Origin of the sequence: Rhodococcus sp. 06-156-4, assembly GCF_002259345.1 — a bacterium.
Lineage (GTDB): Bacteria > Actinomycetota > Actinomycetes > Mycobacteriales > Mycobacteriaceae > Rhodococcoides > Rhodococcoides fascians_E.
Map to the genome: position 1 here is coordinate 269,800 of NZ_NPGB01000008.1, position 19,139 is coordinate 288,938.

General features: G+C 64.4%; 20 protein-coding genes and 3 riboswitches. Of the genes, 16 read left to right on the top strand and 4 right to left on the bottom strand.

Translation table 11 applies throughout. The features are described 5' to 3' along the window. The first annotated feature begins 34 nt into the window (after positions 1-34). Genes CH290_RS04530 through CH290_RS04545 form a run of 4 tightly spaced genes read left to right on the top strand, consistent with a single transcriptional unit; the run spans position 35 to position 3,119 of the window. Positions 35-901, top strand: coding sequence for a TauD/TfdA dioxygenase family protein (locus CH290_RS04530; protein WP_033190164.1), 867 nt, complete (start codon positions 35-37; stop codon positions 899-901). A gap of 29 nt (positions 902-930) precedes the next feature. Next, positions 931-1,458 carry an Rv0361 family membrane protein gene (locus CH290_RS04535; RefSeq protein ID WP_019663193.1) on the top strand — a complete coding sequence of 176 codons (528 nt, stop codon included), beginning with the start codon at positions 931-933 and terminating at the stop codon, positions 1,456-1,458. A 12-nt stretch (positions 1,459-1,470) separates the two neighbouring features. Next, the gene (locus CH290_RS04540) at positions 1,471-1,884 is read left to right on the top strand and encodes a rhodanese-like domain-containing protein (protein WP_019663194.1); all 414 of its coding nucleotides are present in this window, start codon (positions 1,471-1,473) and stop codon (positions 1,882-1,884) included. A gap of 11 nt (positions 1,885-1,895) precedes the next feature. Further along, positions 1,896-3,119, top strand: a complete 1,224-nt coding sequence (locus CH290_RS04545; protein WP_026347444.1) for an O-succinylhomoserine sulfhydrylase — start codon at positions 1,896-1,898, stop codon at positions 3,117-3,119. Between the two features lie 2 nt (positions 3,120-3,121). Here the strand turns inward: CH290_RS04545 and CH290_RS04550 are convergent, their stop codons facing one another. The 3 genes from CH290_RS04550 to CH290_RS04560 form a co-directional block, all read right to left on the bottom strand. Further along, positions 3,122-4,213: an isochorismate synthase gene (locus tag CH290_RS04550; RefSeq protein ID WP_033190165.1), complete on the bottom strand. Its 1,092-nt coding sequence runs from the start codon at positions 4,211-4,213 to the stop codon at positions 3,122-3,124. Continuing rightward, positions 4,213-4,971 (bottom strand): HAD-IIA family hydrolase, encoded by a 759-nt coding sequence (locus CH290_RS04555; RefSeq protein ID WP_371828087.1) that lies wholly within the window; start codon positions 4,969-4,971, stop codon positions 4,213-4,215. Before CH290_RS04555 ends, CH290_RS04550 begins: the two co-directional genes overlap by 1 nt. An 87-nt stretch (positions 4,972-5,058) precedes the next feature. Further along, the gene (locus tag CH290_RS04560) at positions 5,059-5,358 is read right to left on the bottom strand and encodes a WhiB family transcriptional regulator (RefSeq protein ID WP_026347446.1); all 300 of its coding nucleotides are present in this window, start codon (positions 5,356-5,358) and stop codon (positions 5,059-5,061) included. Between the two features lie 295 nt (positions 5,359-5,653). Here CH290_RS04560 and CH290_RS04565 point away from each other — a divergent pair, with 295 nt between their 5' ends. After that, positions 5,654-6,880, top strand: a complete 1,227-nt coding sequence (locus tag CH290_RS04565) for an amidohydrolase (protein ID WP_033190166.1) — start codon at positions 5,654-5,656, stop codon at positions 6,878-6,880. Here the strand turns inward: CH290_RS04565 and CH290_RS04570 are convergent. Further along, a complete protein-coding gene (locus CH290_RS04570; RefSeq protein ID WP_033190167.1) occupies positions 6,859-7,821 on the bottom strand; it encodes a DUF222 domain-containing protein in 963 nt (320 codons plus the stop codon). The genes CH290_RS04565 and CH290_RS04570 overlap by 22 nt on opposite strands. A 168-nt stretch (positions 7,822-7,989) precedes the next feature. Further along, positions 7,990-8,087: riboswitch (SAM riboswitch) on the top strand. A gap of 162 nt (positions 8,088-8,249) precedes the next feature. On the opposite strand from CH290_RS04570, the gene CH290_RS04575 reads away from it, so the two are divergent. The 11 genes from CH290_RS04575 (at position 8,250) to CH290_RS31030 (ending at position 19,105) form a co-directional block, all read left to right on the top strand. Then, on the top strand, positions 8,250-9,215 hold the full coding sequence (locus CH290_RS04575; RefSeq protein ID WP_019663201.1) for an amino acid ABC transporter permease: 966 nt from the start codon (positions 8,250-8,252) through the stop codon (positions 9,213-9,215). Further along, positions 9,212-10,009, top strand: coding sequence for an amino acid ABC transporter ATP-binding protein (locus tag CH290_RS04580; protein WP_033190168.1), 798 nt, complete (start codon positions 9,212-9,214; stop codon positions 10,007-10,009). Before CH290_RS04575 ends, CH290_RS04580 begins: the two co-directional genes overlap by 4 nt. A 32-nt stretch (positions 10,010-10,041) precedes the next feature. Next, positions 10,042-11,016, top strand: coding sequence for an ABC transporter substrate-binding protein (locus CH290_RS04585; protein ID WP_033190169.1), 975 nt, complete (start codon positions 10,042-10,044; stop codon positions 11,014-11,016). A gap of 7 nt (positions 11,017-11,023) precedes the next feature. Continuing rightward, on the top strand, positions 11,024-12,100 hold the full coding sequence (locus CH290_RS04590) for an FAD-dependent oxidoreductase (protein WP_020110851.1): 1,077 nt from the start codon (positions 11,024-11,026) through the stop codon (positions 12,098-12,100). Between the two features lie 72 nt (positions 12,101-12,172). Beyond that, positions 12,173-12,268: riboswitch (SAM riboswitch) on the top strand. 6 nt (positions 12,269-12,274) lie between these two features. Next, positions 12,275-12,787, top strand: coding sequence for a GNAT family N-acetyltransferase (locus tag CH290_RS04595; RefSeq protein ID WP_033190170.1), 513 nt, complete (start codon positions 12,275-12,277; stop codon positions 12,785-12,787). Further along, positions 12,784-13,854: an LLM class flavin-dependent oxidoreductase gene (locus tag CH290_RS04600; RefSeq protein ID WP_033190171.1), complete on the top strand. Its 1,071-nt coding sequence runs from the start codon at positions 12,784-12,786 to the stop codon at positions 13,852-13,854. Before CH290_RS04595 ends, CH290_RS04600 begins: the two co-directional genes overlap by 4 nt. Continuing rightward, on the top strand, positions 13,851-14,888 hold the full coding sequence (locus CH290_RS04605; protein WP_020110848.1) for an LLM class flavin-dependent oxidoreductase: 1,038 nt from the start codon (positions 13,851-13,853) through the stop codon (positions 14,886-14,888). The genes CH290_RS04600 and CH290_RS04605 overlap by 4 nt, the downstream gene beginning before the upstream one ends. Before the next feature lies 1 nt (position 14,889). After that, positions 14,890-16,281 carry an NtaA/DmoA family FMN-dependent monooxygenase gene (locus CH290_RS04610; RefSeq protein ID WP_020110847.1) on the top strand — a complete coding sequence of 464 codons (1,392 nt, stop codon included), beginning with the start codon at positions 14,890-14,892 and terminating at the stop codon, positions 16,279-16,281. Beyond that, positions 16,253-17,692: an MFS transporter gene (locus CH290_RS04615; RefSeq protein ID WP_033190172.1), complete on the top strand. Its 1,440-nt coding sequence runs from the start codon at positions 16,253-16,255 to the stop codon at positions 17,690-17,692. Before CH290_RS04610 ends, CH290_RS04615 begins: the two co-directional genes overlap by 29 nt. A 44-nt stretch (positions 17,693-17,736) precedes the next feature. Continuing rightward, a complete protein-coding gene (locus CH290_RS04620; protein WP_033190237.1) occupies positions 17,737-18,837 on the top strand; it encodes an LLM class flavin-dependent oxidoreductase in 1,101 nt (366 codons plus the stop codon). A 65-nt stretch (positions 18,838-18,902) separates the two neighbouring features. Further along, positions 18,903-19,005, top strand: a riboswitch (SAM riboswitch). Between the two features lie 4 nt (positions 19,006-19,009). Then, a complete protein-coding gene (locus CH290_RS31030) occupies positions 19,010-19,105 on the top strand; it encodes a putative leader peptide (protein ID WP_329955143.1) in 96 nt (31 codons plus the stop codon). The last annotated feature ends 34 nt before the right edge of the window (positions 19,106-19,139 follow it).

The following is a 19,139-nucleotide window of genomic DNA, read 5'->3' on the forward strand; positions in this document are numbered from 1 at the left end:
TACAGCAGCGTAGTTATCGACAAGGAGGACAGACATGACCACTGTGGAAACCACGGTTTCACTCACGCTCGACAAGTTCGGCCCGAGTTTCGGTGCCGAGGTGATCGGGCTCGATGTGGCGTCGGCGTCCGATGCGCAGATTCGAGCGGTGCGCGACGCACTGGTCGAGCACAAGGTTCTGGTGCTGCGCGGGCAGTCCCTCGACGATGCGGGGCAGATCGATTTCGGTCGACGGCTCGGCGAGCTGACGGCGGGGCATCCGGTGCACGACAGTGGTCATGTCGCTGCCGAGGTCTATGCCCTCGACAGTCAGGACAACGGGTTCGCGGACATCTGGCACACGGACGTGACGTTCATGGAGCGTCCGCCGATGGGGTCGATTCTGCGGCCCGTCGTCCTCCCTCCGCACGGGGGTGACACCAACTGGGCGGACAGTCAGCTCGCCTACGAGTCGTTGGCTGCGCCGGTGCGGCAGATGATCGACCAGCTGACCGCGGTGCACGACGGTAACCGCGAGTTCGGCTACTACCTCGCGCAGAAGCGAGGAGGCAAGGGCAACGTCTGGGACGGCAAAGAGGTGACTGCGCTGGTACCCGTCGAGCATCCGGTTGTTCGGGTGCACCCGGAGACCGGTCGCAAGGGCATTTTCGTCAACCCTGGTTTCACGTCGCACATCGTCGGTGTCTCCGAGGCGGAGAGTCGGGGCATCCTCGACTTCCTGTACGCGCATCTGACCAAGCCGGAGCACGTGGTGCGTCACCGCTGGCGTCTCGGTGACCTTGTGCTGTGGGACAACCGGAGCACCTCGCACTACGCCAACCGTGATTACGGCACCGAGCACCGCAAGATGCACCGCATCACCCTGCGCGGCGACATTCCAGTCGGACCCCAGCAGCACTAGAGGTTTGCCGGGCGGGGAAGATTGTCGCCATGGCGTCGTGGCGTGAACGTAGGCAACAGTGGGTCGACAGTCGTGAGGAAGCGCAGAACAACGCGTCTGCAGCAGCTGCCGCGTCGGGTGAACGCCGCCCGCCGAACGCGTGGCCGTTTCTGATCGCCGTCGGCATCGTCGTCGTGCTGCTCGCCGGAATCTTTCTCGCGGCTCGGTTCGCTCCCGCCGAGGACAACGTCACTCAGGCTCAGTTGCTCACCGACAGCATCACCGAGTTCGTCGACGCCCAGAACGAGGGCGACGCCGACGCTCTGCGCGCCGTCACCTGTGACGAGCAGGTGAGCAGCCTCGTCACCGGGTCCGATCAGGACTACACCGACGCTCGGGTTGCCGATGTGGAGGAGAACGGCAAACTTGTGGTCGACGGGGCTCCCAGTGAGTACGAGATCAACGGTGACCGCGGGGTCGTCACGGTGCCGACGAAGTTCGAGAAGACCGGGGCTACGTCGAGCGAGGTGTGGAAGTTCGTCCGCGTCGACGACAAATGGCTGGTGTGCAACGTATGAAAGGCTTGATCCGTGACTTACGCAGGTGACATAACCCCGGAGGCGGCCTGGGAGCTGCTTCGTGACAATCCCGAGGCAGTTCTGGTCGACGTCCGCACGCACGCCGAGTGGCAGTACGTCGGCGTCCCGGACACGTCGTCGATCGAGCGGCCCACTCACCTGATCGAGTGGGTGAGCTACCCGAACGGCGCGCGGAACGAGAACTTCGTCGATCAGCTGAAGGAAGCCGGTGTCGACGGGGAGCGCCCGGTGGTGTTCCTGTGCCGCTCGGGGCAGCGTTCCATCGGTGCGGCGGAGGCCGCGACGGCCGCGGGTATCGGCCCGTCCTACAACGTGCTCGACGGTTTCGAGGGTGCAACCGACGCCGACGGTCACCGCGGCGTCGTCGGGTGGCGTGCAGTGGGACTTCCGTGGAGGCAGCAGTGAGCGAGCAGAGGATTCCGGGCCTGCCCAAAGGCGGAGGCTTCGACAAGAAGCTGCCTGACGGTGTGGGGCAGGGAACGCTGGGTGTTCGCGGCGGGTTGATGAGGTCCGGGTTCGACGAGAATGCGGAAGCGTTGTATCTGTCGTCGGGCTTCGTCTACGAGAGCGCAGGTGCGGCCGAGCAGGCGTTCACCGGGGAGATCGATCATTTCGTCTACTCGCGGTACGGCAATCCGACGGTCAAGATGTTCGAGGAGCGACTGCGGTTGATCGAGGGCGCCGAGGCGTGCTTCGGTACCTCCAGCGGTATGTCTGCGGTGTTCACGGCCCTCGGTGCGCTGTTGAAGGCGGGTGACCGTCTGGTGGCTGCGCGCAGCTTGTTCGGTTCGTGCTTCGTGGTGTGCAACGAGATCCTCCCGCGGTGGGGCGTCGAGACCGTGTTCGTCGACGGTGAAGACAACGCGCAGTGGGAAGAGGCGCTGTCGGTACCGACGACTGCGGTGTTCTTCGAGACGCCGTCGAACCCGATGCAGTCGCTGGTGGACGTCAGGCGTGTGTCCGAGCTTGCTCACGCGGCGGGCGCAACGGTGGTGTTGGACAACGTGTTCGCGACGCCGTTGCTGCAGAAGAGCTTGGAACTGGGTGCGGATGTGGTGGTGTATTCCGGCACCAAGCACATCGACGGCCAGGGACGTGTCCTCGGTGGTGCGATTCTCGGTAGCAAGGAGTACATCGAGGGCCCGGTGCAGACGTTGATGCGTCATACCGGCCCTGCGCTGAGCCCGTTCAACGCGTGGACGCTGCTCAAGGGTCTCGAGACCATGCCGGTTCGGGTGCGTCATTCGACGCAGTCGGCGCTCGAGATCGCGACGTTCCTCGAATCCCATCCTGCGGTGTCGTGGGTGAAATACCCGTTCCTGGAGTCACATCCGCAGCACGAGCTGGCGAAGAGTCAGATGACGGGCGGCGGAACCGTCGTCACTTTCGAGCTCGCTGCTCCCGAGGGTGAAGGCAAGAAGCGTGCGTTCGAGTTGCTCGACGCTCTGCGTGTCGTCGACATCTCCAACAACCTCGGCGACTCGAAGACTCTCATCACGCACCCTGCGACCACGACGCATCGCGCCATGGGGCCGGAAGGCCGTGCTGCAGTGGGTCTTTCCGACGGGGTCGTTCGTATCTCGATCGGCCTGGAGGACACCGAGGATCTCATCGCGGACCTGAAGCAGGCGCTCGGCTGAGCTCAGACGCCGAAGGCGGCCAGTACCGTTCGGAACTTGGCTGTCGTTTCGGCGAGTTCGGCGTCGGGGTCGGATTGGGCGACGATCCCGCCGCCGGCGGTGGCGAGGGCCGAGCGGCCGTCGGCGGCGAGTTCGAGGCCTCGGATGGCCACCATCCATTCACCGTCACCCACGGCGTCGGCCCATCCGACTGCGCCTGCGTAGAAGCCCCGTGGTCCTTCGATCCGCTTGATCGCGTCCATCGCCGCCCGGCGCGGTACGCCCGCGACGGCAGGTGTGGGATGCAGGGCGATCGCCAGATCGAGCGAGGTCGTCGCCGCGTCGCGCAGAGTCCCGGTGATGGGTGTGCTGAGGTGCCACAGTTGCGGGGTGCTGCTGAGCTGCGGTTCCGGCGGGATGTCGAGGTCGCTGCACAGCGGTTCCAGTGCGGACCTGATCTCGTCGACGACGAATCGGTGTTCGGCTTGGTCCTTGGCGCTGGCTGCGAGGCGAGCGGCGATGGCGGCGTCCTCGTCGGGGATGTCGCTGCGCGCCGCGGTTCCGGCGAATGGATGGCATGTCACGGCGCGGCCGTGGCGCCGAATCAACAGCTCCGGGCTCGACCCGACGAGGTACGAGCCCGCATGCTCTGCCCCCGCTGCGGAGAGGTCGACGGCATAGCCGTTTCCCAGGACGTCCTTCTCGACGAGGGTGCCGAGCAGGGCCATGGGGTCGATCGGGGAGTCGGCAAACAATCGGAGCGATCGCGCCAGCACCACTTTCTGCACCGACCCGTCGCGCATGCTGTTCACCAGTGCGCGCACGCGCGCGACGTGTTCCTCCGCAGAAGGGATCTGTTCTCCGACGCGGACCCGGGGCAGCGCAGTCGTGAACGCTCGCCAGGGACCGTCGGTTCGATGCAGTGATGTCGGGTGTGTCAGGGCCACCGGGTCGGCGTCGTCGAACGGCAGGGCACCGACGACGGGCGTTCCACTGCGGACGGCTGCGACGGCGTCGTCCGTCGACGCGTACGCGTTCTCCACTCCGTCTGCTTCGACGTTGTAGGTGCTGCGTGACAGAACGAAGGTCGGTGTACCGGTGGGCGAGGGCGCCATCAGAACGGCGACTGGGTCCGGCCGACGAGATCGGCGACCGAGTTGATCACCTTCGTCGGGCGGAACGGGTAGTTCTCGACGGACGTCTTCGTGGAGATTCCGGTGAGTACCAGGATGGTCTGCAGGCCTGCTTCGAGTCCGGAGAGAACGTCGGTGTCCATGCGGTCACCGATCATCAGCGTGCTTTCGGAGTGACCGCCGATGGCGCGCAGCGCCGAGCGCATCATCAGCGCGTTCGGCTTCCCGACGTAGTATGGCTCTTTGCCGGTTGCCTTGGTGATGAGGGCTGCGACGGACCCCGTCGCGGGCAGGGAGCCTTCTCGCGACGGCCCGGTGGCGTCGGGATTGGTGGCGATGAACCGAGCGCCCTTCTCGACGAGGCGAATGGCGGTGGTGATGGCCTCGAACGAGTAGGTGCGGGTCTCACCGAGCACGACGTAGTCCGGGTTGGAGTCGGTGAGCACGTATCCGATGTCGTGCAGCGCCGTCGTCAGACCTGATTCGCCGACGACGTACGCGCTGCCGCGGGGACGTTGGTTCCCCAGGAAGTTGGCCGTCGCCAGTGCCGACGTCCAGATGGACTTCTCGGGGATGTTCAGGCCGGTGCGTTCGAGCCTCGCGCGCAGGTCGCGGGGTGTGCGGATCGAGTTGTTGGTGAGCACGATGAACGGAATCTCGTTCGCCTGCAGCTCCGCGACGAACGCGTCGGCGCCGGGTATGAGGTGATCCTCGTGGACGAGCACACCGTCCATGTCCATCAGGTAGGTCCAACGCTGGGGCTCGTCCTTGTCGCTCACCCCTACAGTCTTCCACTCGCGACGTTTTCCACTCGCGGGAAGTGCGATCTAGCCGGCTTTCTTCAGTGCCGTGCGCCGCAGGGCCCGTTCGCGGGCGGTCATTCCACCCCACACTCCGAACGGCTCGTTGGTCGCGAGGGCGAACTGACGGCACTGAACGATGACCGGGCATTGTTCGCACAACACCTTCGCCCTGTTCTCGCGCTGGCGCCGTGCGGTCCTGCCTTCGCCCGACGGGGAGAAGAACACATCGGAGATCGGATCGGGGCCTGCGGAGTCTTCGGTGGTGCCGTGCCCACGGCAAACCGCGTCCAACTGCCACTGCCATGCTGTTGTCGTTGGGGCCATGAACCGATGATGGCGTTCCTGCAGACCACGGAGAAGGTTTCGAATCATCGAGCGTCTAATGATGGAGTGAACATCTGGTGACCGCGTAGGGCAACGGTGTTCAGTGGTGACAGCGCCTCTACCGAGACCGGCAATAGAATCAGCCTGATTCTGAGTTTACCGAGTGCGCGAAAAGCATTGTCTTCGTGGGCCTTCGATGCACTTGTACACTTCTCTTGTCGTCGAATTCAGGGAGATGTGAAGGTACGGGAACTAACCTCCTGACCGAAGTGTCTTCACTCGACGGGAGATCTGGATGACGACGTTGGCGGCGGTGCGGCCATCTCGACTGCGCGAACTGTACGAGGATTTCCACCGTTGGCCGGAGGTGGCGTTCCAGGAGAGACGGACTACGGCCGTGATCGCCGACGAGTTACGCGGCCGCGGACTTCACGTGTCCACGTCGGACACCGTGACCGGTCTCGTCGCGACGCTGGAGAACGGGCCGGGGCCGGTGGTCGGCCTTCGCGCGGACATAGATGCGCTGCCCATCGCGGAGCAGACGGGCGTTCCGTACGCGAGCACTACCGGTGCGATGCATGCCTGTGGCCACGATGTTCACATCACGTCGCTGATCGGCACGATCGACAGGCTCCTGGCGGTACGGGACCGGTGGTCGGGCACCGTCGTCGCGATCTTCCAGCCTGCGGAGGAGGTCGGATCGGGGGCACGCGCGCAGTTGGCGTCGGGAATCTTCGACGATCATCCGACCCCGCACATCGTGCTCGGGCAGCATGCCAGCGGCGCACTTGCTCCGGGCACCGTCGGGTCACGGCCCGCGGTGTTGCAAGCCGCTGCCGATACCTGGCAGATAACTCTGCGCGGCGACGGTGGGCATGCGGCCGGTCCGCACAAGACCGTCGATCTCGTCGTGCTGGCGGCGTCGATGATCCTGCGTTTGCAGACCATCGTGTCCAGGGAGGTTCCGCCGAACGAGACTGCGGTGGTATCGGTGGGCACGATTCATGCGGGCACCGTCAGCAACATCCTTCCCGACGAATTGACGTTCACCGTCAACGCTCGGTCGTTCACCGAGGAGGTGCGGTCTCTGATCGAGCGATCCGTGCGTCGAATCGTCGTTGCCGAAGCCCAGGCCAGCGGCCTCCAGGCAGAACCCGAATTCGAGCACACGGTGCACTTCCCGCTGAACGTCAACGACGTCGCCGCATTCGAGACCGTTCGATCGGCGCTCGAAACCGAGTTCGGCGAGCACGGCTTCACCGTGGTCGATCCGGTCACCGGTTCGGAGGACTTCGGCGAATACGGCACCAGTTTCGGTGTCCCGTCTGTCTATTGGTACTTCGGCACCGGTCTGGCGGAAGAAGTGGCGAGCAGGGTTCCGGTGCCGAACGGTCACAGCCCCTGGTACGCGCCCGACCCCGACGTCGCCATCGACGTCGGGGTGCGAGCGTTCACCTCGGTTGCGCTCGCAGCGTTGAATTCGGTCGTGCCGCCTGTTCGTCAGAACGGCGGCGGCCGGTAGCGTTCACGCGCGGTCACGACTGCGCGATGTTCGAGGAATCGTTCTCGGAGGAAAATCGCGTCGGCACGTGCCGTGGGGTCTGTCAGTCGCGCGATGTCACCGAGCGACGGCACGTAGGCAGCCCGATCGGTGTCGGCCACGTCGCCGTATTCGCTGTACTCACCGATGTACGTTTCCCACCACGTGGGTGCATACAGCTCGTCGGGTGGATCGCCGGTGGGGGTGGTCGGTCGGGGTGTGCGTGTGCGTTTGTTCTTGCGCGCGGGTACACCGTTGCCCGGAACCATCACCGTGCCTGCGATCTCGTCGAGAACCGAATTGCATTCCACGCCTTCGAGAGCGGTCATCTTTGCGAACAGAGTGGCCATTCCGTCGGCGCCGTGCTTGATCGATGCGCATGGTTCTTCCGATTCTGTTGCCTTGCGTGCCGCCAGTGCTTCGGCCTCGTTGTAGTCGAACCAGTGCGCCCAGATGCGCTCGCGCAATCGACGGATACTGCACCGACGTGCAGAGGCCAGAACATCTGCTTCGATCCCGCGGACGGTGTTGTCGCTCGCTTTCGACAGCACGAGCGCGATGGTGCGAACCCGTTGATAGTCGAGGTCGCCCGCTCTGAATGCGTCGAGGATGGCCGGGAGTCGCTCCTCCAATTCCCTGCCCACGATCAGTCTCTCGCGAGTCGCTGTGCGCGACAGAGCAAGAGTCACCGAGGCCTCGCATTCGACGGCTCGCTGCGCGAGTGTCACGTCCGCTTCGCCGCCCTGGCTGTGGATATCCGCCTCGGTGGCCAGCCTGAACTCTCCGAGTGCGTACAGGCCGCGGATCAGTTCGGCCGAAGCTCGGTTTTCGGCCCTGCGTGACTCTGCAAGGCCGTCGAGGATATGCGCAGCCGCGTCGGCCTCGCTCCGTACCCGCTCTTCGATGCCCCCCGGCTTCCCCATGGCTTCGAAGGTACTCGAACAAGTGTTCGATTCCAACGCACTCCGAACAATCCGTTTTCCTGAAGGCAAGGTTTGAAATCAGGGTGATTCGAACCCTAACGTCAAGCGCCGCTGCACAAATCGGTTGCGCTGACTTGACGGTTGCACTATCGAGCGAATACATTCCTGTCACCATCCAGAGCGACCGAGAGACCTTGGCTCTACGACGTCGCAGCAACCCCCTGCCTCACGGTAGGTGTGGGTGCTACCGCCAGGACCGATGGAGGACACATGAACAGCGCACCGCTGTACCGGACCGAGTGGCGTCGTCTGCACGTCGACCTGTGCCGTATCGCGACGTACTGCTGTAGCTAGCGCGCTACCCGCATCGCACCACCCCTCGCTCTACTTACCTCGGCAAAGGCTTCGATCATGCATGCTCACACCCGGTGGATCCGGTGACTCAATTGGACGCGCGGCCCGCCGCCGCAGAACCGACCGTCGACGACGAAGATCTGATCGTCGCCAAGAAATGGCACCCGTGGCGCTGGATCGTCAGCGTGGTGGTTCTCGTACTCGTGGCGCAGTTCGTCCACGGTCTGGCCACCAACCCGGGCTGGGATTGGACGACGTTCGCTCAGTACTTCACGGCGGCGTCGGTCATGTCCGCGCTGTGGTTGACGATCCAGCTGACGTTCTGGGGCACGCTGATCGGGTTCGCGATCGGTATCGGTCTTGCTGTCGCTCGGTTGTCCAACAACCCTGTTCTGCAGGTCATTTCGTGGTTCTACATCTGGGCGTTCAGGTCCATTCCGCTGATCGTGCAGCTGCTGTTCTGGTTCAACATCGCGTACCTGTATCAGACATTGACGCTCGGAATTCCTTTCGGTCCTGCGTTCTTCGAGTTCAACGTCAACAACGTCATCAGTGGATCGACGGCCGCGATCATCGGTCTTGCTCTTCATCAGGCGGCATACTCGGCCGAGATCGTCCGTGCCGGCATCATCTCGGTGGACCAGGGTCAACTCGAAGCCGCTGCCGCGCTGGGTATCCCGAAGCGGCGCGAGTTCTTCAAGATCGTTCTGCCACAGGCGATGCGGGGCATCCTGCCGAATGCCGCCAACGAGGTGATCAGCCTCTTCAAGGGGACCTCGATCGTGTCCGTCATGGCGATCGCCGAGCTGTTCTACCAGGTGCAGGTCATCTACGGCCGTAACGGCCGCGTCGTTCCGCTGCTCATGGTCGCGACGGTCTGGTACATCATCTTGACCTCGGTTCTGTCCGTCGTCCAGTTCTACGTCGAACGGCACTACGCCAAAGGCGCGGTGCGGACCATTCCCCTGACGCCGATCCAGAAGATTCGCAAGCGGGTTGCCGAGATCACCGCACCGCCGCGCGGAGGAGCAACGCGATGACGACGCTCGACGCCACCACGCCCACCGAGAACAGCAAGTACGCCGTCGAGGTCCGGGGCGTGCACAAGTCCTACGGACCACTCGAGGTCCTCAAGGGTGTCGACCTCGTCGTCCGGCCCGGTGAGGTGACGGTGATCATCGGTCCGTCCGGATCGGGCAAGTCGACGCTGTTACGCAGCCTCAACCACCTCGAGAAGGTCGATCAGGGAACGGTCCGTGTCGACGGCGACCTCGTCGGATACCGTCGTCGGGGCAACAAACTGCACGAGCTCAGCAACAAGGACATCCTGAAGCAGCGCTCGCAGATCGGTTTCGTGTTCCAGAACTTCAATCTGTTTCCGCACCTGACCGTTCTCGAGAACGTGCTCGAAGCTCCGGTGTCCGCGCAGAAGCGCAAGCGTGCCGACGTGGAGCCCGAGGCGCTCGCGCTTCTCGAGCGCGTCGGGTTGAAGGACAAGGCACACGACTATCCACGACGCCTGTCGGGCGGGCAGCAGCAGCGTGTGGCGATCGCACGCGCACTTGCTCTGCGTCCCAAAGTGATTCTGTTCGACGAACCGACGTCGGCCCTCGACCCCGAGCTGGTCGGAGAGGTACTCGAAGTCATCCGAGGACTGGCCCGTGAAGGCGCGACCCTGGTGATCGTGACCCACGAGGTCGGATTCGCCAAGGAAATCGCCGACACCGTCGTCTTCATGGATGCCGGACAGGTCGTCGAACGAGGCACTCCTTCCGAACTGCTCGACAATCCACAGGAACCGCGCACCAAAGCTTTTCTCGCGCACGTTCTCTAGACCTCCACACCCACACAACACAAGGAACAACCATGCCCAGATTCAACCGGGGACTTCTTGTCCTCGCGTCTGCACTCTCTGCTGCGGCCCTGACCCTCACCGCATGCAGCGAGCCGGCGGCGGAATCCGAGGTGGTGACCGAGACAGGTCAGACCTTCGATCTCTCGCCGGAGCAGGAAGGCCGCGTCCACGCCGACAAGGTGGACGACATCGCAGCCAAGGTTCCGCAGGCGATCCGTGACAGCGGCGTGCTGACCATCGCCGGAACATCCGGAACTGCCCCGCCGCTGCGCTTCTACGCCACCGACGACACCACCGTCGTCGGATCCGAGGTCGACTTCGGCATCCTCATTGCCGACATCCTGGGATTGAAGCCCGAGATCACCGTCGCCGACTGGGCGCAGAACTTCGTCAAGATCGACTCGGGCGAGAACGACGTCTTCATCTCGAACGTCACGGTCACCGAGGAGCGCAAGGACAAGTACGACTTCGCGACGTACCGTCTGGACAACCTCGCGTTCGAGACGCAGAAGGACACGGACTGGACTGTCGACAAGCGAGAGGACATCGCGGGCAAGAAGATCGGTGTCGGATCGGGTACCAACCAGGAGCAGCTGCTGGTGGAGTGGAACGAGGCCAACATCGCCGACGGGTTGGCTCCGGCCGAGATCGCCTACTACCAGAACACGTCCGACTATTACCTCGCACTGTCATCCGGTCGCATCGACGGCTACGTCGGGCCGAACCCGAGCGCTGTCTATCACGCTGCCACCAGTGGCGAGAGCAAGATCATCGGCACGGTCTCCGGAGCAGGCGACGCTTTGCAGGGTGAGATCGCCGTGACGACGAAGAAGGACAACGGGCTCATCGAGGCCGTGCAGGAGGCGATCGACCATGCGATCGAGACCGGTGATTACCAGAAGGTCATCGACCGGTGGGGCCTGAAGGACGAGGCAGTCACCGAATCGGTCGTCAACCCGCCGGGTCTGCCGCGCAAGGCTGGATAATCGGTACATGAACGTAGTAGTCGTCGGTGGCGGAGTGATCGGTGCGGCGTCCGCCTGGGTGCTCGCACGGCGTGGCCACAGCGTCACCCTGCTGGAACAATTCGCGCCGGGCCATCGTAACGGCGCGTCACACGGAACTTCCCGCATCTTCCGTCATGCCTACGCCGACGACTACTACGTCGACCTCGCCGCGCGTGCGTACACACTGTGGCGAAAGCTCGAAAACGAGACCGCTACAGAGCTACTGACGCTCACGGGCGCCGTCGATCACGGTGCACCCGTCATCGTGACTCCGCGCGTCGAGGCGCTCGCGAAGGCCGGGCTGGCGAGCGAGGTCCTCGAACCGCGTGAGGCACAGAAGCGTTGGGCAGGGCTGAAATTCGACACAACAGTGCTTTATCACCCGGACGCCGGGCGGTTGCACGCCGACCGTAGTGTGGCCGCGTTCACCGCTGCGGCTGCCGCCCTCGGGGCGAGAATCGAGTACGGCAGTCCGGTGCGCAGCATCTCCGCGAGCGAGGTGTCCACCGACGCGCACACCTACGTGGCCGACCACATCGTGGTCGCCGCAGGTGCCTGGACGTCGAAGGTAGTCGACTCGCACGTCACCCTGCCCGAACTGGTCACCACACAGGAACAACCCGCACACTTCCTACCGACCACCTCGGCCGACTGGCCGAGCTTCATCCACCACCCCGGCGCCGAACTCGACGGTGAGGGGATCTACGGTCTGCAGGGCGAAGAGGGCGTCAAGATCGGCGAACACGGAACCGGACCGATCGTCGATCCCGACACGCGAAATTTCGTCGCTCGCGAGGACGGTGTCGACCGACTGCAGACGTATGCCCGCACCTGGCTGCCCGGCGTCGACGCCGCATCAGCCGACCCTCTGACCTGCCTGTACACCACAACGCCCGACTCCAATTTCGTCGTCGACCGTGTCGGGAACCTGACCGTCGCCGGTGGATTCTCCGGACACGGCTTCAAATTCGCGCCTGCGATCGGCGAGCTCGTCGCGGACCTGGTCGACGGTGGGACGTCCGAGACACCCTTGTTCCGGCTGGGAGCTCGACAGATTTCCTAGCAATCGGGAATGGAACAGCACCGGTCCCGGTTCGTACAACTGAAAACACCATCCAGACGATCCAGACGATCCAGACCATCCAGAGCGACCGAGAGACCTTGGCTCGACGACGTCGCAGCAACCATCACGCCGTGTGCGTGCGGGTGCTCCCGCCAGGACCGATGGAGGAGAAACATGACAACCTCGCTGGGAACCACAGCACTGCAGTTCGTTGCCGTCCACCAGACCGATCCGCTGGCGGCGCCGCTGATCGAGGAGCTGGCACTCGAGTATTCGAGCCGGTACGACACCACGCCGGGGCAGATGTACAGCGAGTTGACGTCGTATCCGGCTGACGAGTTCGAGCCACCGGGCGGTGCGCTGGTGGTGGCGATCGCCGAAGGTGTTCCGGTGGCCGGGGGAGCTTTTCGTCAGTACGACGCCACCACTGCGGAATTGAAACGCATCTGGACGTCGGCCTCGCACCGTAAGAGGGGTTACGGAAAGCTCGTCGTTGCCGAACTCGAGCGTATCGCGTCCGAGCGGGGTTACCGCCGTGTCTACCTGACCACCGGATGGAATCAGCCCGAGGCTGTTGCGCTGTACCTGTCCACCGGGTACACAGCGCTCTACGATCGGTCGCTGCCCTCGGCGGAAGTCGGCGTTCACCCGTTCGAGAAGTCCTTGAGCTGTGAGGGCGCAGAATGAAGTTTCTGCTGATGAGCCTCATCGCCCACCGACCGGATCCGATCTCGCAGGAGAAGAAGAGTCCTGCGGAGAGGTTCACGGATGTGGTCGAGACTGCAGTTCTCGCAGAAGAACTGGGTTTCGACGGATTCGCGGTCGGTGAACGTCACGAGGACCCGTTCATCTCGTCGTCGCCGCCGGTGGTGCTCAGCAACATCGCGGCTCGTACGTCGCGGATCGGGTTGTTCACCGCCGTCACGACGCTGAGTCTGTTGGATCCGGTTCGAGCGTTCGAGGATTACTCGACGCTGGACAACCTGTCGGGTGGCAGGCTCGAACTGATCATCGGCAAGGGGAACGGTAGCGCGCAGGCAGATCTGTACCATGTCACCCCGGACGATCAGTGGGACCGTAACCGCGAAGGTTACGAGTTGTTCCGCATGCTCTGGGAGAGCGAGACCGTGACGTGGTCCGGTCGGTTCCGCCCGTCGTTGAACAACGCCAAGGCGCTCCCGCGTCCGCTGCAGGAGCGCATCAGAATCTGGCACGGTAGCGCAACCAGCACCGAGTCCGTGGATCTTGCTGCGCGCTATGGTGATCCGCTGTTCTCGGCGAACGTCAGCAACCCTGTTCAGCCGTACGCCGAGCTCATACGCTACTACCGCGAGAGGTGGGAGCACTACGGGCGTGCTCCACAGGACGCACTCGTCGGCGCAGGCACAGCAGGCTTCCACGTGGCGCCGACCTCGCAGGAAGCTCTCGCTGCGTACCGCTTCACCTTCGAGGCACGCCTCGCGGCGCAGCGTAAAGCCGGTCTGCCCGTCGTCTTCGACACGTTGGAGGACCTGGTGGAGCGCAGCTCGGCGTTGATCGGCAGTCCTGAGCAGGTGATCGACAAGGTCGGCCGCTACCACGAACGGTTCGGCCACGAGGTGATCCACCTCAGCGCCGATGCCGACGGTGTGACCGCATCTCAACAGCGCCGCAGTCTGGAACTTTTTCAGTCCGACGTGGCTCCCGTTCTGCGCCACCGCATTCCCAGCCGGCCGCTGGTTTCCGAAAGTTCTCCGAAAGAGGTTCTGGTATGAGCATTTTCGCCCTCGGTATCGAGCTGGACGGGGAGGGAACGCATCCAGCGGCATGGCGTCGGGCGGCGCATGCACCGAGCGAATCCCTGTCCGGTCGAGTGCTCGGCCGCCGCGTCGCTGCCGCGGAGAACGCAGGATTCACGTTCGCGACGTTCGACGACTCCATCGTGGCTCCCACCGGGGACGTGAGCGCCCGGGTCGACGCCGTCAACCGCGCGTCGTTCGTTGCTGCGACCACGTCGACGATCGGGTTGGTTCCCGTCGTCGGGACCACCTACGCCGAGCCGTTCCACACCGCCTCGCAGCTCGCCACGCTGGACTACGCGTCCCGTGGCCGCGGCGGATGGATTCCGGTGCGGGTCGACGACGCTGCTGCGGCGCGGGCGTGGGGCCGTCCACTCGTCGAATCTGCGGTGGACCTGGACCGCGAACAGGCGGACACCATCACCGTCGTACGGCAGTTGTGGGATTCGTGGGAGGACGATGCCGTTGTGCGTGACGTCGCGACCGGACGCTTCCTGGACCGAGACAAGCTGCACTACGTGGACTTCGAGGGCGAGAGCTTCTCGGTGAAGGGCCCGGCGATCGTGCCGAGGCCGCCGCAGGGGCAGTTGGTCGTCTTCGGTACCGAAGACGACCGGGATCAGGTCGACGTCGTGCTCGAGTCGAACGAGAGCACACACCGCGGCGACGGGCTCACGTTCCTCGAACTGGACGTCACGCTCGACGCGTCCGGCGTCACGGCGTCCGAACGTACGGAGCTGTTGAATTCGCAGGGGAGTGCGCCGACGAGCGGACGGCTTGAATACGTCGGTGACGCGGCCGGATTGGTGAACCTTCTGACCGACATCGCAACGCGATACGACGGCGTTCGCCTGTTTCCGACCGTCGTCGACGAGGACCTTCCGGCCCTCGCGCGCTACGTTCTACCGCCGCTGTTGAAGTCAGGTGTTGCACATCGACCCGTACCCGGATCGACGTTGCGCGCCAACCTCGGACTGACTCGGCCCGCCAACCGCTACGAAAGGGTCTGACATGAGCCCGTACCGCCCCGACGCCCAGGTTCACTTCGGTGTCTTCTTCCAAGGCGTCAATCACACCACCATCTGGTCGGATTCGGCCAGCGGTTCGCAGATCGACTTCGAGACGTTCCGCCGGATGATCACGACCGCGGAACGGGGACTGTTCGACGCGTTCTTCCTCGGTGAAGGCCTGCGCCTGCGCGAGCAGGAAGGCAAGATACTCGACCTGGACATCGCGGGCCGTCCCGACGCGATCGCGCAATTGTCCGCGTTGGCCGGCATCACGTCTCGGATCGGCCTGGTCGCGACTCAGAACACGACGTACAACGAGCCGGGTGATCTCGCGCGTCGTCTGGCCGGCCTGGATGTTCTGTCCGACGGCCGGGCGGGATGGAATGCCGTCACCACCGACAATGCGTGGACGGGTGAGAACTTCCGGCGCGGCGGCTTTCTCGACCACGAACTGCGTTACGAGCGAGCCGGACAGTTCATCCGGACTGCCCGTGCCATCTGGGATTCCTGGTCGGACAACGCACTCGCGACCTCGCGTGACAGCCAGTACTGGGCCGAGAAGAACGCCGTCCAGCGGGTGTCGAGAACGACGTCCCAGTTCGACCTCGAGATCGATGCGACTCTGCCACGCAGCGCGCAGGGGCATCCCGTCATCTTCCAAGCCGGTGACTCGTCGACCGGTCGCGATTTCGCTGCTGCGAACGCCGACGTCATCTTCTCTCGACACGGAACCGATTTCGACGAGGCACTGACTTTCGCCGACGACATCCGCGCCCGGCTTCGCACCGCGGGTCGTCCGGAGGACGACATCAAGATTCTTCCCGGTACTCAGATCGTGTTGGCGGAGAACGCGTCCGAGGTGGAGGAGAAGGAGCGGTGGGTTCGGGAGGGACAGTTCACCGGTCCGACCGCGCTGTCGCTCGTCGGCCTCGTCTGGGGCAAGGATCTGTCCGATCGCGACCCGGACGGGCCGTTGCCCTCCGAGGATCCAGTATCGGCGCCGATCTCCGGAACCCGGGGTGCGTTCCGAGACGGCAAGGATCCCAACGCGATCGCCAAGGAGTGGCGCGCATTGGCCGAGGCCAAGAACCTCTCGCTACGCGAGGTCGCCATCGAGACGACGGCGCGCTCCGGGTTCGCCGGTACGCCAGGGCAGGTCGCCGACGAGCTCACGAAATGGGTCCGCGAAGGAGCGACGGACGGATTCAACATCTCGCCGTACATCGTCCCCGGTGGCCTCGACGAGATCGTCGACTGGCTGGTTCCGGAACTGCAGGAGCGCGGTGCGTACCGGACCGAGTACACGGAGACCACGTTGCGTGGCCATCTCGGTCTTCGCGAACCGTTGACGTGGAGAAAGACCGGTGAGACCGATAGCAGCGCTGCAGGCTGATCTCGAGCAGCAACGAACCGGTGTCTCGCGAAAGGACGTATACGTCTGCGCGGCAGCGGGGTTCACCACCCTTCTGGACTCCGCGGTTCTGAGTATCGGCGTGCCCGCGATCCGGTCGTCACTGGATGCGGGCACGTCCGAGGTGCAGTGGATTCTGGCGAGTTACTCCCTGACGTTCGGTCTCGCGCTGGTACCGGCGGGCAGGCTGGGCGACGTCATCGGGCGACGACGGTTGTTCCTCGCAGGACTCGGTGTGTTCTCCGTCATGGGCCTGATCGGGGCAGGTGCGGCCGAGCCGTGGATGATCGTCGCAGCGCGGCTGGGACAGGGGATAGGTGCCGGCACCGTCAGCTCGCAGGTTCTGGGCATCATCACCGATCGGTACAGTGGCCGCGAACGCGCGAAGGCACTCGGTGTCTACAGCACGGCGGGCGGCCTGGCAGGCCTCTGTGGTCCGATCCTCGGCGGAACGCTTCTCGGCGTTGCCGATCCAGACGTCGGCTGGCGCCTGCTGTTGCTGCTCAACGTCCCGTTCGCCGTAGCGACCCTGATCGCGGGTTCCCTGTGGCTACGCAGGGATTCCAGTAGACGCTCCGGCGCCAGCATCGACGTGCTCGGCCTCCTCGCTCTCGGTGTCGCGACGCTGCTGCTGTTGCTGCCCATGGTGTCTTCGCTCGGCGCGGTGTTCTCGACCCTGTCGGTGGTCGGATCGGTGGGACTGCTGGTGGGCTTCTGGTTCTGGGAGAAGCGTTTCGCGTCGAGGGGCGGCACACCCGTTCTCCTGCCTGCACTGCTGGCCGCCAAGGGATACACGCTGGGGACGGCCGTTGCGATGTTCTGGTTCGGCGCCGTGCTGGCGCTGCAGGCGGTGCTGAGTCTCTACCTCATCGAGGGCCTGGGATACCCCGCGCTGCAGGCCGCTCTGATCATGGTCGGCAGTTCGATTCTGATGGCGGTGACGTCTGCGTTCGGATGGAGGGTCGTAGCGAAGTTCGGCCGCAGTGCCGTGGTCGGTGCGATCGTGCTCGAACTGTTCGTGGTGGCCGGCTATATCGGCGTGATCGCATACCTGCCCCGGGGTGCGACGGTACCGGCGTTCGTCGTGCTCGCGGTGTTGTCCGGCGTGGCAAGTGGATTCGTGGACGCACCGAATCGCGCGATGACGCTCGAGTACTCGCCTCCCCAGGCCAACGGCGTCGCGGCCGGATTTCTGCAACTGTCCCAACGACTTTCGGCAACCATTTCCCTCGCCGCGGTGCCGGGCATCTACCTGGGGGTGCTCGCGGCCGACGACACCGACTTCGGGCGTGCGGCAGGCCTCGGACTCGGGGTCAGTGGCATGATGCTGATCGGGTCTCTCGTATGTGCAGTGACGGACAGCAGGCGTAGAGCTGATCGGAGACAGCAGTGACACGAACAGAAGCGACACGAACAGAAGTGAGCCAGAAGGCCTCGGTGACACCGAAGTTCTCGTGGTTTCTCCCGACGGGCGGTGACGACGAACGTCTGGGTGGCGCGTCGCACGGAGTCGGCATCGGGGCCACCGGAGTCGTCGTTGCGGACACCGGCCACCGGGAGGCGTCGCTCGACTACCTCACGCAGGTCGCGCAGACCGTCGATCGGCTGGGTTTTCACGCGGTTCTGACGCCGACGGGAGCGCATTGCGAGGACGCGTGGCTGGTGACGTCGGCGCTGATTTCGGCGACGAAGAATCTGAAGTTCCTGGTGGCTTTTCGTCCCGGTGCCGTGGCGCCCGTTCTGTCCGCGCAGATGGTGAGTACCTTCCAACGATTGTCGGCCGGACGCGCGTTGTTGAATGTCGTCGTCGGTGGAGACGACGCCGAGCAGCGGGCATACGGCGACGCGCTGGACAAGCAGTCGCGGTACCGTCGAGCGCAGGAGTTCCTCCAGATCGCGAGAGCCGTGGGCGACGGCGAGGCAGTCTCGGTGCACAGTGAGTTCTACGAGGTGGACCGGCCTGCAGGTGGATTCGGCGGGTACGCACCTACTCCGCTGCCCGAGGTGTACCTGGGCGGGTCCTCGCCGGAGGCGATCGACGTCGCAGCCTCCGAGGCGGACGTGTTTCTCACCTGGGGAGAACCGCCCGCGCAGGTCGCGGACAAGCTCGCCGCGGTCAAGGCCGCCGCGAGGGAGAAGGGGCGGAGCATTCGCGGCGGGATTCGCCTGCACGTGGTGACGAGGGAAACCAGTGAGGAGGCGTGGCAGGTCGCGGAGAATCTGATCTCGGGTGTCGACGACGAACTTGTTGCGCGGCGCCAGAAAGCGTTGCGCAGTATCGGGTCCGAAGGGCAGCGTCGAATGCTGGATCTGCACGGTGGGGATCGAACGAAGCTTGTGGTCGGACCCAATCTGTGGGCCGGATTCGGGCTCGTTCGCGGCGGAGCGGGCACGGCCCTCGTCGGGAGCCACGACGAGGTGGCCGAGCGAATCCGCGAGTACGTCGACGTCGGGATCGAGGAGTTCATCTTCTCCGGCTATCCGCACCTCGAGGAGGCCGAGCACTTCGGGGAAGTACTGCGCAAGAACTTCACCTAGTTTGTCGGTAGGAAACCGACCCAATTGGCGCAGCCCGACCGCGTCGTCGTAGACTCGTCGGCGAAACACCATCCAGAGCGACCGAGAGACCTGGCTCTACGACGTCGCAGCAACCCCCCGCGGGGTGAAACACGCGGGTGAGGGTGCTACCGCCGGGACCGATGGAGGAACGATGACCACCACGCAGCTCAGCGAGGGCTTCGTCACGGCCTGGGGCCGTATTCACGTGGATCTGTGCCGGTTGACCGGTTCGATCTGTCGCGGCTGAGTTCTCACTCGGTCTGCTGTTCTCTCCATCCCTC